This window comes from Sediminicoccus sp. KRV36 (genome assembly GCF_023243115.1).
In the GTDB taxonomy this organism is placed as follows: domain Bacteria; phylum Pseudomonadota; class Alphaproteobacteria; order Acetobacterales; family Acetobacteraceae; genus Roseococcus.
Genome location: NZ_CP085081.1, coordinates 165,471 through 182,646 on the forward strand (window position 1 = coordinate 165,471; position 17,176 = coordinate 182,646).

The window sequence follows — 17,176 nt, forward strand, 5'->3', positions numbered from 1 at the left end:
TTATCCTGAAGCGAGATAAATCCTCCGGAAGGCAGGCATGTGCATTTTTTGTCAGACCCGTGAGCGTACGGCTTTTAGCGCCGATGCCTGGGATGGCGTGGCCAGTCCCGGCTTGGCTGCAGAGCCCCTCGCTGCGCCCGATGCAGGCGCTTCCGCGGTCGTCTCGGGGGATGGCTCTGTTGCGGCGCTGGCAGGCAATTCGATCCTGGACGCGCTGCTCAACCAGGACCTCGATCTCTACTGGAACAGCGGGCGCTTCGGCACTGGCGTCAACCTCTCCTACAACTCGCCGAGCTGGTACTTCCTGAGGGATCCGAAGGCGGGAACCACCTACACATTCAGCACCCAGGATTCCGCCTACGCAGACCAGGCGATCGCGACGTGGAACGAGCTGGCCAACATCAATCTCGTCCGGATCAACGCGAGCGCCGAGGCCAATATCGAGTTTCGCCTGGCCGATCTGAGCGCCCAGGCCGGCAGCGCCTATTATCCCAATTCCCAGGCCAATGGCCTGGATGTGGGCGGCAATATCTACATTGATACCGAAGCGACCAACCGCCCCAATGCGCGTGGCACCTCGGGCTTCGAGACGCTCATCCATGAGATTGGCCATGCGCTGGGGCTGAAGCATCCGGGCAGCTACAATGCCGGCGGCGGCATCACCGAAGGGCCTTATCTCCCCGCCTCGCTCGACAATACGCTCTACTCGATCATGTCCTATAACCAGGGCAGGTCGGCGGACAGCCAGGCCCCGCAGCGCGCCGTGACGCCGATGCTGTTTGACGTGCTGGCCATCCAATATGTCTATGGTGCCAACTACTCCACGCGCAGCGGCAACACGCTCTACACGCTCAGTGCCTCAACCTCGCTCAATACGATCTGGGATGCCGCGGGCCAGGATACGCTGCAGGCGCTTGGCTCCAGTTCGGTGCTGGATTTGCGTCAGGGCGCCTTCTCCTCGACCGACCTCGTAAAATCCACGGCGATTGCCTATGGCGTCAATATCGAGGACGCGATCGGCACAACGGGCACCGACAGCATCACCGGCAATGCGCTGGGCAACCGCCTGCGAGGGCTGGCCGGCAATGACCAGCTCCATGGCCTTGAAGGCGATGACATCCTGGATGGCGGCCCTGGTGTGGATGGGCTCTACGGCGGCAGCGGCTTCGACTACGCCTCCTATGAGAATGCCGCCGCGGGTGTGGCGGCATTTCTCACCACGCCCAACTCCAACACGGGCGAGGCCAATGGCGATGGCTATTCCTCCATCGAGGGCATGGTCGGATCCGGCTTCGGTGACACGCTGATCGCGGATGAGGGTTTCAACATCCTGATCGGCCTGGCCGGCAATGACGTGCTCTTTGGCGCTGGCGGCAATGATTCCCTCTATGGCGGCGACGGCGATGACAGTTTCTTCGGCGGCACCGGGGCCGATGTCCTGGATGGCGGTGCCGGCTTTGACTACGCGCGCTACGACTTCGCCGTGAGCAATGTGGCCGTCTTCATGTTCGCGCCGGATTCCAGCAGCTTTGAAGCCAATGGCGATATCTTCATCAACATCGAAGGGCTGATCGGCTCGAACTTCCCGGACACGCTGTTCGGTGATGAGGCGGTGAATGTCCTCTCGGGCCTGAACGGCAATGATGTGCTGTTTGGCGCGGGCGGCGGTGACGCGCTCTATGGAGGCGAGAATGATGACAGCTTCTTCGGCGGCGCCGGTGCGGATTACCACAATGGCGGCAATGGCTATGACTATGTCCGCTTCGATTTCGCGGCGGCCGGCGTCACCGCCTCACTTGCCAGTGGCACTGGCACGGGCGGCGAGGCGACGGGTGATATCTATGTCGCATGCGAAGCCTTCCTCGGCTCCGAGTTCAACGATGCGCTGGTCGGCGATGGGGGCAATAATGTCCTGGTCGGCAATGGCGGGGATGACGTGCTGGTGGGCAATGCGGGGATTGATTCCGTCTTTGGTGGGCCTGGCCGTGACGCGCTGGCGGGTGGGCCTGGCGTTGATGCGCTCTACGGCGGCGATGGGGCGGATGTGTTCTATTTCTCGCTCGGCGAGGGGGGCGACACGATCTTTGACTTCTCGTCCAGCGTGGATCGTATTTTACTGATGGGGTCGAGCTTCGGCTTCGCACCTGGTGCCTCGCTGGATGGGCGCTTTGTGTTCGGCGCGGCGCCGACCTCGTCGCTCAGCCAGTTCATCTACGATCCGAACGCCTATGTGCTGTATTTCGACAGCAACGGCATCGGCGCCGGGGGGCTGAGCGTAGTGTGCACCGTGCAGGGCGGGGCCACGATGACCCAGCAGGACCTGGCCTTCGTCTAACCTGACCGGGTGATCCCCTGGCCTGGCCCTTGGCGGAACCCTGCCGCCGGGTGCGGTGCGGCGAGGCGTGCGGTGCCGAACAGCTTTTCCCGATAGGTTCCCGCCGCGTAGCCTGTCTTGTAGGCACCGCGCTCCTGCAGGGCGGGAACCAATTGCTCCACCACCTCCACCAGGCATTCCGGAAATACGGTGCGGGAGAGGTTGAAGCCATCCGCCCCCGTTTCGGCGGCATAGGCGATCAACCGCTCCGCGATCCCTTCCACGCTGCCAACCATCGGCTTCTGCCGGCTGCCCAGGATGAACTGATCCACCAGCCCGCGCTTGGTGAAGGCGGGCCCGGTTGCGCGCTTCATTGCCGCCACATTGGATTGGATGGCGTTGCCGGGCCCCGCCTCGATCGGTTCATCCATCGCATAGCGCCCGAAATCAATGCCGAGCGAGGCTGCGGCATGGGCCAAGGCCCCCTCCACGCTGGAGTGGCGCCGGTACTCGGCCAGCTTTTCCTGCGCTTCGGCCTCGGTGTGGCCCAGCACCAGCGTGGCACCGACAAAGACGCGAATCTCACGCGGTGCGGCCAGTGCCCGCAGGCTGGCGATCTGCTGCGCGACATCCGCGGCCGGCCCGCCATTCAGGAACACGCATTCCGCATGCCGCGCCGCGAATTTCTGCCCACGCGCCGAAGCGCCTGCCTGATAGAGCACCGGCGTGCGCTGCGGCGATGGCTCGCAGAGGTGATGGGCATCCAGCCGATATTGCCGCCCCTCATGCAGGATGCGGCGCACCCTTGCCGGGTCTGTGAAGCGCCCGCCGGCCGCATCGCGCAGCACGGCATCCTCGGCCCAGCTTTCCTCCCAGAGGCGATAGACCACCTCCATATATTCCTCGGCCAGATCGTAGCGGTCATCATGCTGCATCTGGCGGTCCAGCCCCATGGCGCGGGCCGCCGAATCGAGATAGCCGGTGACGATGTTCCAGCCGATGCGCCCCTGCGTCAGGTGGTCCAGCGTGCTCATCCGCCGGGCGAACAGATAGGGCGCCTCATAGGAAAGATTGGCCGTGACGCCGAAGCCAAGCTGCGAGGTCACCGCCGCCATGGCCGGCACGATCATCGAAGGGTCCAGCAGCGGCACCTGCACGCCCCCGCGCAACGCGGCATCGGCCGAGCCATCCAGCACGTCATAGACGCCCAGCACATCGGCCAGGAACAAGCCGTCGAACAGCCCGCGTTCCAGCAGGCGCGCGAGGTCGAGCCAGTGGGTCAGCGTATTGTATTGCGCGCTGGTATCGCGCGGATGGGTCCACATCCCGTGCTGGATATGGCCCACGCAGGCCATGTCGAAGGCGTTCAGACGAATTTCCTGGGGCATGCCCATAGTTTGCGCGGGCACTCTCAGGCCCGCAAGCGAACCGGCTCCGCCACGCCATAGACGCCCCGCTCGCCAGGCTTGGCGACCAGGGCCGTGGTGACGCCCATCGCCGTCTCTGCGGCGCCCAGATAAAGCGCGCCATCCGGGGCCAGAAGCTGCGCAATGCCGGCCAGCACGCGGCCCTTGGTGGGCACGTCGAAATAGATCAGCACATTGCGGCAGAAGACCACGTCGAAGCGGCCCATGGCCCGCAGGTCGCCCAGCAGGTTGAACTTCTCGAAGCGGCAGGGTGCCGCGATTTCGGGGCGGATGCGCCAGCGCGTATCCTCCTGCACGAAGCGCTTCATCAAGGTGCGGATCGGCATGCCGCGCTGCACCTCGAACTGCGTGAAGACGCCGGCACGTGCGCGTTCCACCACGGCGGAGGTGATGTCCGTGCCGATGATCTCCACGCGGCGCGTGCGAAAGCTGGTATCCGCCTCAGCCAGTTCGGCCAGGATGATCGCGATGGAATAGGCCTCCTGCCCGGTCGAGCATGCGGCGGACCAGATGCGCAGCGGCTGCCCCGGCGCACGGGCCCTGTGCATCTCCGGCAGCAAGGCGCGCAGATGCTCGAAAGGGCGCGTATCGCGGAAGAAGCTGCTCTCATTCGTGGTGAGAAGCTCCGTCATTTCCTGCGCCAGGCCATCGCTGCGGGGGGCTTTCAGGCGCGTGGCCAGCGCCTCCAGGTCACGCAGCGCCTCGCGCTTCAGCAGCGGCGCCAGGCGCGTCTCCAGCATGTAGCCTTGATCGGCACCGATGATGCCGCCGGAGCGCGTCTTCACGATGCCGGTGAGGTAGCTGAATGTGGCGGGGTTCAGGGGCGCAGGATTCATGCGATTCTTCCGTTCATGGGCGTCTTCCGCAGAGATGGGCCAGGGCATCGCCCAGCGATTCGGGGGTTCCCTGTTCCTGGGCGAGGCCGGCGCGCGCGACGGCGCCCGGCATGCCCCAGACCACGGAGGAGGCTTCATCCTGGGCCCAGATGGCACCGCCGGCCTGCGCCAGGGCGCGGCAACCCATCAGGCCGTCATGGCCCATGCCGGTCAGGATCACGGCCTGCACGGCGCGGCCATAGATGGCGATCAGGCTGCGCAGGGTCGGGTCCACGGCCGGGCGGCAGAAATTCTCGGGTGGCGCGTCGGAGAGGTGCAGCACGGTGCGCGCGCCTTCGGCCTTGGCCAGCAGATGATGATCGCCGGGGGCGAGGTAGATGCGCCCGGCCTCCAGCACCTCGCCTTGCCGCGCCTCGCTCACCGGGGGGCCACCCAGCGCGTCCAGGTGCTTGGCGAGCATGGCGGTAAAGCCGGCGGGCATGTGCTGCACGATCACCACGGGCAGGGTGATCAACCTGGGCAGCCTGCGCACAAGTGCCGCCAGCGCCTGCGGGCCGCCCGTGGAACTGCCGATGCAGATGATCCGCGGCGGCTCGCCCCGCCGTGCCGGGCGCGGCGGGCTGGCCGCCACGCGCGCGGTGGGCTGGCGCAGCCTGGCCCAGCCCTTCACCTTGGCCAGAAGATCGGCGCGGAAATTCGGATCATTCAGCCCGCCACCCGCGGCGCCAGGCTTGGGGATATAGTCGGAGGCGCCAGCGCGCAGCGCCTCCATCGTGGCGCTGGCCCCCCGCTGGGTCAGGGCGCTGGCCACGATGACAATGGGCCGCGGTTCGCGCCGGAGGATGAGCGGCAGGGCCGTCATGCCGTCCATCACCGGCATTTCGAGGTCAAGCAGGACAACCTGCGCGCGCTCGGCTGAAGGCGCGCCATCCAGTGCGGCCAGCGCCTGCGCCCCATCGCCCACCCGCGCCACGACCGCGATGGCGGGGTCCGTCTCCAGCACGCGGGCCAGGGCGGCACGCACGGTCGAGCTGTCATCGCACAGCATGACGCGCAGCTTGGCCGGCGCTGAGGTACTCATGCCGGCAGCAGTCCCACCTGCGCCAGCTTGTCGCAGAGAATATCCTCGTCGAACGGCTTCATCACATATTCATGCGCCCCTGCCTCCAGCCCTTCGAGGATCTTCTCCGTCCCTGCCTCGGTGGTGCACATCACCACCACCGGATCATCAGGGCCGAATTCGGCGCGCAGCGCCCGCAGGAAGCCGATGCCATCCAGCACGGGCATGTTGCGATCCAGCAGGACGGCGCGCGGCATTTCGGCCCGGCAGGCATCCAGCGCCTTCTGCCCATCCTCCGCCTCGCGCACGGTGAAGCCGTGCCGCTCCAGGATGCGGCGCGCGACCTTGCGCACGACGGAGCTGTCATCCACCACAAGGCAGGTGCCATTGGTCATGATCGTCTTCCCTTCAGACGCCCAGCGCCAGAAGCTGATCCACGTCGAGCAGCACCAGCAGCTGATCCCCCTGGCGATGCACGCCGAGGGAGAATTCCTTCCAGGCCGCATCCAGCGTCTGCGGATTGGGCGCGCACTCCTCGGCGTTGAGGGAGAGCACCTCACCCACCTGGTCCGCCAGCAGGCTGTAAAGCTCGCCACCCACATCCACGACGACACTCATCGCGACCATGCCGGCCTCACGCGCCGGCAGCCCGAGGCGGCTGCGCAGATCCACCGCCGTCACGATGCGGCCGCGCAGGTTGAGGCTGCCCGCGACCTCGGGCGGGGCGAGTGGAATGCGGGTAATGGCCTGCACGCCCAGCACATCGCGGACGGTCAACACCGGCACGGCGCAGAGCTGCCCGGCAACGGTCAGGGTCAGCATCATGCTGGTCGCTTCCGTATTGGCAGCCGTGGGGGGCAAACGGCTTTCGGGCCGGGTGGCTTGTGTGGTCTGCATGGAATGTCCTCGGTTCAGCGGGCGAGAAGGGGCTGCAGGCAGTGCTGCAGGCTGGCGAGCAGCGCGTCCCGGTCGAATTTGGCGATGTAGTCGCTGAAGCCGGCCGCGCGGCCGCGCTCCACATCCACCGGCGAGGAGGCGCTGGAGAGTGCGATCATCGGCAATTCCGCCCAGGCGCCGCCCTCGCGCACGGCGCGAGCCAGGCCGAAGCCGTCCAGCTCGGGCATGTGGATATCGGAGATGATGAGGTCGAAGCGCTCACCCGCATCGCGCAGGCGCAGCGCGTCGCGGCCGTTATTCACCGTGGTGACGTCGTAGCCGGCGGCCATGATCGCGGGCACGATCAGGTTGCGGAAGAAATCACTGTCCTCGGCCACAAGGACGCGCGGCTTGGTGCCGATCACCACGGGGGGCTCGAACCAATCCGCCTGGCCCTGCTTCAGCCAGTAGCTGGTGTCCAGCAGATCCGTGACCTTGCCGGCAACGACGCAGCTGCCCAGGAAGCCGGGACGCAGGCCGGCGCCATCCATTTCCAGCGGCACATCCACCACATCGAGGATTTCCTCCACCATCAGCCCCATGGCGCGATCGCCATCGCCAAAGACCAGCACGGGCTGATGTCCGGATTCCGGCAGGTTCATGTAGCCATCGAGCGGCACCAGCGGCATCAGCGTGCCGCGATACTGCACCACGAGGCTCTCCCCCGTGCGCTCGATCCGCGCGGCATCGAGATTCTCCAACCGCGCGACGAGGCCGAGCGGCACCGCCTTGGGTGCGCCCGGGCCGGCGCGGAACAGCAGCAGCGCCGTGTTGCGCTCACTGCGACGGGCCGCCGCCGTCGCCTCCTGCATGCCGCTGCCCTCGGCCGTGCCTTCCATGCCAAGGCCGGTGGCGCGCGCGATGCCGTTGGGATCCAGGATCATGATCACGCTGCCATCACCCAGGATGGTGTTGCCCGAGAACATCGTGATGTGCCGCAGAATGGGGGCGACGGGCTTCACCACGATCTCCTCCGTGTCGAAGACGCGATCCACCACAATGCCAAAGAGCTGCCCCGCGATCTGCGTGACGACCACGAAGCCCTCCGATTCCGCAGGGCCCTCCGCCGTCTCCAGCCGCAGCACATGCTTCAGCGGAACCAGCGGCAGGAGCTGGTCGCGCAGGCGCAGCACCGCCGCATCCTTGATGCGCTCCACCTTGGGACCATCGCCACCACCGACGCGCACCAGCTCCAGCACGCCGGCCTGCGGGATGGCAAAGCGCTCGCCGCCCGCCTCTACGATCAGGGCTGCGGCAATGGCCAGCGTGAGGGGAATCTTGATGCTGAAGGTCGTCCCGCGATGCTCGCGGGAGGTGAGGTCCACCATGCCGCCGATGCGCTCGATATTGGTCTTCACCACATCCATCCCCACGCCGCGGCCGGAAACGGAAGTGACCTCGGCCGCAGTGGAGAAGCCGGCGCGGAAGATGAAGCGATGGATCTCCCGCTCGCTCATGGTGGCGAGCTCGGCCTCGGTGGCAAGGCCCTGGGCCACCACTTTCGCCTTGATGCGATCGGTGTTCAGCCCGCGCCCGTCATCGCCGATTTCCAGCACGATATGGCCGCCCTCATGGAAGGCGTTGAGCAGGATGCGGCCGGTTTCCTTCTTGCCGGCGGCACGCCGCTGCTCGGGCGTCTCCAGCCCGTGATCGGCGCTGTTGCGCACCATATGGGTCAGCGGGTCCTTGATGAGCTCCATCACCTGGCGGTCGAGCTCGGTCTCGGCACCGCGCATTTCCAGCTCGATCCGCTTGCCGAGATCATTGCTGAGGTCCCGCACCAGGCGCGGCAGCTTGGCCCAGGCATTGCCGATGGGCTGCATGCGCGTCTTCATCACGCCATCCTGCAGATCCGAGGTGATTTGCGAGAGGCGCTGCAAGGGCACGGCGAAGGCTGCATTCTCCTCGGCGCGGGCGAGCTGCATGAGCTGGTTTCGCGTCAGGACCAGCTCACTGACGAGGACCATGAGATCCTCCAGCACATCCACCGCCACGCGGATGGTCTGGGGCGCATTGCTGCTGCCGGGCGTAGCCTCGGCCTGGGGTTCGGGCATGGAGGCGGCGTCGGCCACGGCCTCGATGGCGGGCAGGGCCGCCTCGCCCGAGGCGGCGGCGGCCAGGGCCGCCTTCAGCGGCGCGTCATCGCCGGCCGGCTCTCTGCCCGTGGCTTCGAGCCCGGCGATGATCTGCTTGAAGCGATCCGCCGCCGAGAGGATCAGCGTGATGCCGGCCTGCGTGACCGGCAGCGTGCCATCGCGCCAGAGACCCAGCACATTCTCGGCCGCATGGGCCACGGCCTCCAGGCGGGGCAGGCCGAGGAAGCCGCAGGTTCCCTTGATGGTATGGACGGTGCGGAACACCTCCGAGAGGACGCTGCCATTGGCCGGGTTGCGTTCCAGCTGCAGCAGGGCGGCATCCAGGCTGGCCAGACCTTCATTGGTCTCGGTCAGGAAATCGGCGAGCAGGTCGTCCATCGGCGGTCCCTTCTAGGCGTGCCCCCTTGGAGACGGGGACAACGATGACCAGGAGGATGCGCCGGCGCTGGCGAAGAAACCGTAAATGCCGCCCGAGAGAATTTCGGCCATCGTCAGCCGGAGATTTGCAGCGCAATCTGCAACGCGCCGCGCGGCCGCCCCCCTCAGGCCGAGGGCGCAATGAGCAGCGGTGGAAGCGAGGGGCCGGCCCCCAGCGCAAAGCTCAGCTCCGCCCCCTCGGCCAGGGCCTGGGCCACGACCCAGGGTGCCAGCACCCGGCGCGGGCCCTCGGCCAGCGCCTGTTCCGGGCTGCCATCCGCCATCAGATCCATGAAGGTGGGGGACCAGGCAGCATCGCGCCCTTCGGGCAGGAAGGTCACCCGCCAGGATTGGTCCTGGGCGATGCGCACCACACCGCCGCGTGGCAGGGCCTCGGCCGCGAGCAGCGCGGCTGAGAGCATCAGCCGGACCCGGCCCGGGGGCAGGATACCCGGGGCTGACGGCATGTCGAAGCGGACGCGGTGCGCCATGGGCGCGCCGAGGAGAAGTGTGCCCAGATCCTGCCAGGCCAGCTCATCCCCACCACCGAAGGCGGCGGAAAAGAGCTTCATCCGGGCCCGCAATTCCGTCGCGGTTTCCATGAGGATGGTGTGCGCCGCGGGGTCCGTGCCCTGGGGCAGCAGGGCGGTGATGCTGGCCACGGGCGAACCCAGATCATGGAAAATTCGCGAAGCCAGCAATTCCGCAAGGCGGGAGGAGGGGAACATTCACGTATCTTTCAGGTCATTCGCGTGAGGCGTCCGGCATGCCGGGTGGCGGTATGGGGAAGTGAGGGGCAAGATGCGGGCCAAGTGAAGGCAAATACGGGTTGCGCGGGGCAGCCTCGATGGAGGACGCACCCCTGGTCTTGGCACAGCTAACCGCCGCACGGTTGCTGGATTCTTTAAATCCGCGTCACTCTTGTTCCAGGGTTTCGCGATTTCCCGCTGCGGGAGAATCGATGTTCAGAATATTCGCGGCATACGCGTAAGGGGATGCATGCATGCACGGAATTGAGCCAGGAATGCGGGTCCTCCACCCGCAGCGCCCCGAATGGGGTGTGGGCCAGGTGCAGTCGGTTGTCGGAGACCGCGTCACGGTCAACTTCGAACATGCGGGCAAGTTGCTGGTGAACCTGGCCGTCATCGCCCTGGAGCAGGTCGAGGCTTGAGCGCGCTCTGGGCGGCATCGGTCGAATTGCTGCGCGACTGGCCGATCTGGGCGGCGGCGCTGGCCACGGCGGTGGCCGGGCTGATGCGCGGCTATGCCGGCTTCGGTACGGCGGTGCTGCTGGCGCCGATCTATTCGGTGCTCTGGGGCCCACGCGCCGGCGTGCCGGTGATGCTGATGATGGAGCTGGTCGTCTCCCTGCAACTGCTGCCGCGTGCCTTCAAGGACGCCGATACCAGGGTGATCCTGCCCATCGGTGGCGCCGCCGCCTTGGCCACGCCGCTGGGTGCCGTGGTCCTGCTGACGGCGGAGCCTGACCTGTTGCGCCGCTGCATTGGCGGGTTCGTGCTGGTGTTCGGCATGCTGCTGCTCTCCGGCTGGCGCTATCACGGCAGCCGGCCGCTGGGGCTCAATCTCCTCGTCGGCACCAGTGCCGGGTTGCTGAAGGGCGCCACCGGCATGAGTGGACCGCCGGTGATCCTTTACCTTCTGGCAGGGCCCGAGGAGGCCAAGCGGCACCGGGCGAACCTGATCCTGTTCTTTGCCCTGATCGCGGTGGTGTCCATCCTGGGGCCGCTCTGGTTCGGGATGATCACCGCCGCCGTGCTGGCCAAGCTGCTGCTTCTGCTGCCGGTGCTGCTGGCCTGCGTGCCTATCGGGGCGCGGCTGTTTCACCTGGTTCCGCAGCGCTTCTACAAGCGCTTCGCGTTGGTCGTGCTGTTGGCGGCAGGGAGCATCGCCCTGCTGGCGTGAGGCTACCGCCAGGCCGCATCGCGCCCCGCACTCAGGCCTGGCTCAGCGTGATCGTTGGCCGGGATGTCCGAAGGGCGGCGCCGCGTGACGCCGGATGTCCCGCGCGCCTGTTTCCGCCCCGACGATCCTGCCTGATCCGCTACAGCCCGGCCGCCCTGGCACGTGCCCGCACCAGCGCCAGCACCGTGCGGCAGGTCGGCGCGGGCAGTTGCGTCAACTCCGCGAATTCCACGATCACGCCGAGCAGGGCCTCGATTTCCATTGGCCGGCCGCGCTCCAGATCCTGGAGCATGGAGGTGCGATGGGCGCCCACTTCGGCGGCGCCCGCAATGCGCTTGTCCACGTCAATCGCGAAGCGAACGCCCAGCGCTTCGCCGATGGCCTGCGCCTCCAGCATCATGTTGCGCGCCACCTCCCGCTGGCCAGCGTCACCGGTCAACTGGTCGAGCGTGTTGAAGGTCAGTGCCGAGATCGGGTTGAAGGCCAGGTTGCCCCAGAGCTTCACCCAGATCTCATCGCGGATCTTGGGCCGGATCGGCGCCTTGAAGCCGGCCGCCACAAGCGCCTTGGCCACGGCCTCGATGCGCGGCGTGCGCTCGCCCGAGGGCTCGCCCAGGGTGAAGCGGTCGCCATAGGTGTGCTGGATCACGCCGGGTTCCGGCACATCGGCGGCGGGATAGACGATGCAGCCGATGGCACGCTCCGGCGCCAGCAGGGCCGAGACCTCGCCCCCCGCATCCACGCTTTCTACGCGGCGGCCATCATGGGTGCCGCCGAATTTGTAGAAATACCACCAGGGGATGCCGTTCACGGCGGAGACGATGGCGGTCTCCGGCCCCAGCAGCGGTTGCATCTGCCGCGCCGCCCCCGCCAGTGAATGCGCCTTGAGCGTCACGATCACCGCATCCTGCACGCCCGCTTCCTCGGCGGTGGCGACGCAGCGCGGGTGGATGATGGTCTCAGCACCATCGCTGATCAGCTTCAGGCCATTCGCCTGCATGGCCGCCAGATGCGGGCCGCGCGCGATGATCGTGACCTCGGCGGAATTCGCCGCGGCGATCTTTGCCGCCATCAACCCGCCGATGGCGCCAGCGCCAAACACGCAAATCTTCATGCCGTCTCTCCCGTGGCCGCGCATGGCACGGCGATAAATGAACCACGCCGGTGATCACCCCGCATCGGGGTCACCAGGCGCCGCTATATCTCAGAGACTGAGCCCCAGCTTCTCCGCGAGGCCGATGCGCATCAGCTTGCCGGTGGCGCCCTTCGGAATTTCCGGCAGGAAGACCACTTTGCGCGGCACCTTGAAATCGGCCAGGTATTTGGCGGCGAAGTCGCGCAACTCGCGCTCCGTCAATTCGGCACCTTCGCGCAGCACCACGGCGGCACCTACTTCCTCGCCCAGCTTGCTGTGCGGGATGGCGAAGGTGAGTGCCTGCGCGACGGCGGCATGGGCGGAAAGCACGCCATCCACCTCCAGCGGGCTCACCTTCTCGCCACCGCGGTTGATGAGTTCCTTGAGGCGGCCGGTGAGTTGCAGATAGCCATCGGCATCCAGCATCCCCTGATCCCCGGTGCGGAACCAGCCATTCGTGAAGGCCTTGGCATTGGCTTCCGGATTGGCTTCGTAGCCGGCGGTCACGTTGGGGCCGCGGATCACCACCTCGCCGATTTCGCCTTGCGGCAGGAAGACGCCTTCATCGGTCATGATGCGGACTTCCGGGCCGGCGGGCAGGCCCACCGCCCCCGGCTTGCGTTTGCCATGCAGCGGGTTGGAGGCCATCTGGTGCGCGGCTTCCGTCATGCCGTAGCTCTCGACCAGCGGGCAGCCAAAGGTGGCTTCCATCGCCTCCATCACGGGCCCCGGCAGCGAGGCGGAGGAGGAGCGGATGAAGCGCAGCTTCGCGCGTTCGATGATGTCCGCATTGCGCTCGGCGCGGCTGAGGATGGTCTGGTGCATCGTCGGCACCGCCGTGTACCAGCTGGGCCGTTCCTCATCGAGCAGGCGGAAGAATTTCAGCGCGTCGAAGCCGCCGGTGCAGCAGACGGCGCCGCCCGCCGCGATGCTGGAAAGCACCGCCGCGATCAGGCCATGGATGTGAAACAGCGGCATGATGTTCAGGCAGGCATCATTCTGGGAGAGCTCCAGCGCGGCGCCGATATGCTGGGCGGAGGCCGTGATGTTGCGCTGGCTGAGCGGCACGATCTTCGGCCGCGCCGTGGTGCCGGAGGTGTGCAGCACCAGCGCCTCGTCATCCGCTTCGGCCATGCCGGGGCGCGCAGCGGTGCCGGGTGTGCCGCCCGCGAGGGTAAAGCTGCCCGCGGCCTCACCGGGGGTGAGTTCCAGCACGGGGATGCCGAGCCCTTCGGCCGAGGCGCGGGCAGGCGTGGCATCGCCCTGCTGCACGATGATGGCCTTGGGCTTCAGATCATCCAGGTAGAAGGTGAATTCATCGCCCTTGTAGCCGGGGTTGAGCGGCGCGGTGGAGGCGCCGGCCGCCACGCAGAGGAAGGCGGCGGCCATTTCCGGGCCATTGGGCAGCACGATGGCGACGCGGTCGCCGCGCCCGATGCCACGGGCGTTCAGCGTGGCGACGGTGCTGGCGGCCAGCTCCCGCAGACCCTCATGCGTCAGTGCCGGCCGGCCTGGGGCGCGCAGCGCGGGCCGGGCGGCGGGGCCGCGCTGCAACAATTCACCGAGGTTGCTGATCGCACTCATGAAACGGAACTCTCCTGAAACCCGAATGGAACGGTCATGCGGCATCGCGCGGAAGTCGGGCGATGCCAAGCGGCTTTTCAAGCTTTTCATCGCTTCACAGCGGATTGACGCCTTTACGAAACGAGAGGGCTCCCAAGCCGGTTTGTAAAGGGCATTTACAAACTTCGTGAACGCCTCTCGGAGCGCGCCAGTGATGATTCTCAGCCGCCGCCAATTGCCGATCCTTGGATCCGGGCTTGTCCTCTCGGCGCCCGCGCTGGCGCAGCGTGGCTGGGAGCCGCAGCGGCCCGTGCAATTCATCGTTCCCGCCGGCACAGGTGGCGGGGCCGACCAGATGGCGCGCATCATCCAGGGCATCGTCACCAAGCACAGCCTGATGCGTCAGCCCATGATGGTGGTGAACAAGGCGGGCGGTGCCGGTGCGGAGGGCTTCCTCGAAGCGCGCAGTGCGCGCGGCAACCCGCATATGCTGATCATCAGCCTGTCCAACCTTTTCACCACGCCGATGTCCACCGGCATCCCCTTCACCTGGCGGGACCTGACGCCGGTAAAGATGATGGCGCTGGATGAATTCGTGCTCTGGGTGAATGCGTCCTCGCCCTGGACCACGCTGGCGGAGTTCGTCGAAGCAGCGAAAACCCAGCGCATCCGCCTGGGCGGCACCGGTTCGCGCCAGGAAGACCAGATCATCGCCGTCGCCATGCAGCGCGCCATGGGCACGGAGTTCATCTACGTGCCCTTCCGTGGCGGTGGTGAGGTCGCGACGCAGCTGGTCGGCAACCACATCCAGGCCACGGTGAACAACCCGATCGAGGCGGTGACGCATTGGCGGGCGGGCACGCTGCGCCCGCTTTGCGTCTTTGACAGCCGCCGCCTGCCGGGCGAGGGCCGCATCACCGAAACCCAGGGCTGGCAGGATATTCCCACCTGCAAGGAGGCCGGGCTGGATGTCGAATACCTCATGCTGCGCGGCATCTTCGCCGCGCCCGGCATCACCGCCCCGCAGATCGCCTTCTACACCGACCTGCTCAACCGCGTGACCCAGACGCCCGAATGGCGGGACCTGATGGCCACCGGCGCCTTCAACACCACGACGATGACGGGTGCGCCCTTCGTCGAGTGGCTGACGCGCGAGGAAGCGCGGCACCGTTCCCTGATGCAGGAGGCCGGATTCCTGGCCGCTTCCGGAGGCTGACAACCATGAGCGTGACGACTGGCAACGACACCCTGATCGAAGCGGCGGCCGAGCGCGGCCCGAGCATGAAGGGCATGGAGATCGCGACCGCCGTCGCCCTCATGACCCTGGGCGGCATCGCCATCATGGACAGCCTGCGCATTGGCGCCGGCTGGGGTGCCGATGGCCCGCAATCGGGCTATTTTCCCTTCTGGCTCGGCCTCATCCTGATGGCGGCGAGTTTCGTCAATCTCGCAATGGCGCTCAGGCCCCGCGTCAAATCGGCGGGCGCGCTCTTTGCCACCTGGCCGCAATTGCGCATGGTGGGTTCCGTGCTGCTGCCAACCACGATCTATGTCGCGGTGATCCCCTTCGCCGGGATCTATGTCAGCTCCGCGCTGCTGATCGCCTTCTTCATGATCCGCTTCGGCGAGTTCCGCTCCATCGTCTCCTTCCCCTCGGGCGCGCTGGCGGCCGGGGTGGCCTTCGCCATCTTCGAGCTGTGGTTCCTGGTGGCGCTGCCCAAGGGCCCGCTTGAGACCTATCTGGGCTACTAGCTCTCCCCACGAAGCTTTCGCCGGCGGAATGCCGGCTGCGCGGCCTTCCGCCGCCGAAATCTTCGCGGGGGCCCCGGGGCCCCTTCACTCCAACAACCACCTCATCCCGGTGCGGCAAAGCCGCATCGGGGCTCCTAGGCACGCGCCGTCTCGGTTGCGCGTGATGCTGCAATGGCGCGCCCGGCGGCGCTGAAGGGTTCGCTCTGATGGAAGAAATCGGTCTGCTGATGCAGGGCTTCGCGGTCGCCTTGCAGCCGGAGAACATTGTTCTCATGGTCGCGGGCATCGTGCTCGGCGTCTTGATCGGCGTGCTGCCGGGCCTGGGCGGGGCGAATGGCATCGCCATCCTGCTGCCGCTGACCTTCGCCTTGCCGCCGGTCAGCGCCATCATCCTGCTCTCCTGCATCTATTGGGGTGCGTTGTTCGGGGGTGCGATCACCTCCATCCTGTTCAATATCCCGGGCGAGCCCTGGTCCGTCGCCACCACCTTCGACGGCTATCCCATGGCGCAGCAGGGCCGCGCGGGCGAGGCGCTGGTGGCGGCCTTCACCTCCAGCTTCGTCGGCGCCTTCATCGCCGTGCTGATGATCACTTTCGTGGCGCCGCTGGTCGCGCAATTCGCGCTGCAATTCGGCCCGCCGGAATTCTTCGCGGTGATGTTCCTGTCGTTTGCCTGCTTCATCGGCCTCTCCAAGGGTTCGCCCTTCAAGGCGCTGGCCGCGATGATGTTCGGCTTCCTGCTGGCCGGCGTGGGCCTGGATGGCGTCACGGGCCAGTTGCGCATGACCTTCGGCTCGATGGAACTGATGCGCGGCGTGGATTTCCTCGTCGTCGTGATCGGCCTGTTTGGCCTCTCCGAGATCTTCCAATCCATCGAGGAAGGGCTGCGCTTCAAGGGGCAATCCGCGAAGATCACGCTGCGGACCATGCTGAAAACCTGGTCGGAACTGCCACGGCATTGGTGGCTCTTCATCCGCTCCTCCGTGATCGGCTGCTGGATGGGCATCACGCCGGCCGGCGCCACGCCGGCCAGCTTCATGAGCTACGGCATGGCGCGCCGCATGGCGACCGACAAGGACAGTTTCGGCAAGGGCCGCGTCGAGGGCGTGATCGCGCCCGAGACGGCCGCCCATGCCGCGGGAACGGCAGCGCTGCTGCCCATGCTCTCGCTCGGCGTGCCAGGCTCGCCTACGGCAGCGGTGCTGCTGGGTGGACTCATCATGTGGGGCTTGCAGCCCGGGCCGATGCTGTTCGTCGAGCAGAAGGATTTCGTCTGGGGGCTGATCGCCTCGATGTATATCGGCAATATCGTGGGGCTGATCATCGTGCTGGCCGCCGTGCCCTGGTTCGCGATGATCCTGCGCGTGCCCTTCTCCATCATCGCCGCCATCATCCTGATGGTCTGCGCCATCGGCGCCTATACGGTGAACAGCGCGGAGTTCGACGTGGTGCTGATGCTGATCTTCGGCGTCATCGGCTATGTCATGAAGAAGCTGGATTACCCGCTGGCGCCGCTGGTGCTGGCCCTGGTGCTGGGTGATCGGACGGAGGAAAGCTTCCGCCAGGCGCTGCTGATCAGCGAGGGGTCGCTGGCGGTGTTCTTCTCGAACTGGCTGGTGGGCGGCATCATGGTGGCGGGGTTGACGCTGATGTTCTACCCGGCGATCAGCGCCCTCATGGCGAAGCTGCGGCCAAGCCCGGCCTGACGCGCGCCGCC

General features: G+C 66.8%; 15 protein-coding genes. 6 read left to right on the top strand and 9 right to left on the bottom strand.

The genetic code is table 11. The features are described 5' to 3' along the window. The first annotated feature begins 112 nt into the window (after positions 1-112). Positions 113-2,335: a M10 family metallopeptidase C-terminal domain-containing protein gene (locus LHU95_RS00735; RefSeq protein ID WP_248709469.1), complete on the top strand. Its 2,223-nt coding sequence runs from the start codon at positions 113-115 to the stop codon at positions 2,333-2,335. On the opposite strand, the gene LHU95_RS00740 is transcribed toward LHU95_RS00735, so the two are convergent. The 7 genes from LHU95_RS00740 to LHU95_RS00770 all read right to left on the bottom strand — a co-directional run bounded on the left by LHU95_RS00740 (position 2,332) and on the right by LHU95_RS00770 (position 9,814). Further along, entirely contained in the window at positions 2,332-3,702 is a 1,371-nt protein-coding gene (locus tag LHU95_RS00740) for an LLM class flavin-dependent oxidoreductase (protein ID WP_248709470.1), read from the bottom strand. The genes LHU95_RS00735 and LHU95_RS00740 overlap by 4 nt on opposite strands. 23 nt (positions 3,703-3,725) lie before the next feature. Beyond that, positions 3,726-4,577: a protein-glutamate O-methyltransferase CheR gene (locus tag LHU95_RS00745; RefSeq protein ID WP_248709471.1), complete on the bottom strand. Its 852-nt coding sequence runs from the start codon at positions 4,575-4,577 to the stop codon at positions 3,726-3,728. 13 nt (positions 4,578-4,590) lie between these two features. Next, the gene (locus LHU95_RS00750; RefSeq protein WP_248709472.1) at positions 4,591-5,658 is read right to left on the bottom strand and encodes a chemotaxis response regulator protein-glutamate methylesterase; all 1,068 of its coding nucleotides are present in this window, start codon (positions 5,656-5,658) and stop codon (positions 4,591-4,593) included. Next, on the bottom strand, positions 5,655-6,032 hold the full coding sequence (locus LHU95_RS00755; protein WP_248709473.1) for a response regulator: 378 nt from the start codon (positions 6,030-6,032) through the stop codon (positions 5,655-5,657). Before LHU95_RS00755 ends, LHU95_RS00750 begins: the two co-directional genes overlap by 4 nt. Before the next feature lie 13 nt (positions 6,033-6,045). Continuing rightward, a complete protein-coding gene (locus LHU95_RS00760; RefSeq protein WP_248711624.1) occupies positions 6,046-6,462 on the bottom strand; it encodes a chemotaxis protein CheW in 417 nt (138 codons plus the stop codon). 86 nt (positions 6,463-6,548) lie between these two features. After that, complete coding sequence (locus LHU95_RS00765; protein ID WP_248709474.1) at positions 6,549-9,047, bottom strand: chemotaxis protein CheW; 2,499 nt, start codon at positions 9,045-9,047, stop codon at positions 6,549-6,551. A 164-nt stretch (positions 9,048-9,211) separates the two neighbouring features. Continuing rightward, a complete protein-coding gene (locus LHU95_RS00770; protein WP_248709475.1) occupies positions 9,212-9,814 on the bottom strand; it encodes a histidine phosphotransferase family protein in 603 nt (200 codons plus the stop codon). A gap of 275 nt (positions 9,815-10,089) precedes the next feature. On the opposite strand from LHU95_RS00770, the gene LHU95_RS00775 reads away from it, so the two are divergent. Together LHU95_RS00775 and LHU95_RS00780 are read left to right on the top strand one after the other, a co-directional pair. Beyond that, positions 10,090-10,257: a DUF3553 domain-containing protein gene (locus tag LHU95_RS00775; protein ID WP_248709476.1), complete on the top strand. Its 168-nt coding sequence runs from the start codon at positions 10,090-10,092 to the stop codon at positions 10,255-10,257. After that, entirely contained in the window at positions 10,254-11,009 is a 756-nt protein-coding gene (locus LHU95_RS00780; RefSeq protein WP_248709477.1) for a sulfite exporter TauE/SafE family protein, read from the top strand. The genes LHU95_RS00775 and LHU95_RS00780 overlap by 4 nt, the downstream gene beginning before the upstream one ends. Positions 11,010-11,148: 139 nt before the next feature. On the opposite strand, the gene LHU95_RS00785 is transcribed toward LHU95_RS00780, so the two are convergent. Together LHU95_RS00785 and LHU95_RS00790 are read right to left on the bottom strand one after the other, a co-directional pair. Further along, positions 11,149-12,123: a 2-dehydropantoate 2-reductase gene (locus LHU95_RS00785; protein ID WP_248709478.1), complete on the bottom strand. Its 975-nt coding sequence runs from the start codon at positions 12,121-12,123 to the stop codon at positions 11,149-11,151. 90 nt (positions 12,124-12,213) lie between these two features. Continuing rightward, a complete protein-coding gene (locus LHU95_RS00790) occupies positions 12,214-13,728 on the bottom strand; it encodes an acyl--CoA ligase (RefSeq protein WP_248709479.1) in 1,515 nt (504 codons plus the stop codon). 193 nt (positions 13,729-13,921) lie between these two features. Here LHU95_RS00790 and LHU95_RS00795 point away from each other — a divergent pair, with 193 nt between their 5' ends. From LHU95_RS00795 to LHU95_RS00805, 3 genes are all read left to right on the top strand, one after another. Beyond that, positions 13,922-14,923: a tripartite tricarboxylate transporter substrate-binding protein gene (locus tag LHU95_RS00795; protein ID WP_248709480.1), complete on the top strand. Its 1,002-nt coding sequence runs from the start codon at positions 13,922-13,924 to the stop codon at positions 14,921-14,923. 5 nt (positions 14,924-14,928) lie between these two features. Continuing rightward, entirely contained in the window at positions 14,929-15,459 is a 531-nt protein-coding gene (locus tag LHU95_RS00800; protein ID WP_248709481.1) for a tripartite tricarboxylate transporter TctB family protein, read from the top strand. Positions 15,460-15,665: 206 nt separating this feature from the next. Continuing rightward, positions 15,666-17,165: a tripartite tricarboxylate transporter permease gene (locus LHU95_RS00805; RefSeq protein WP_248709482.1), complete on the top strand. Its 1,500-nt coding sequence runs from the start codon at positions 15,666-15,668 to the stop codon at positions 17,163-17,165. The last annotated feature ends 11 nt before the right edge of the window (positions 17,166-17,176 follow it).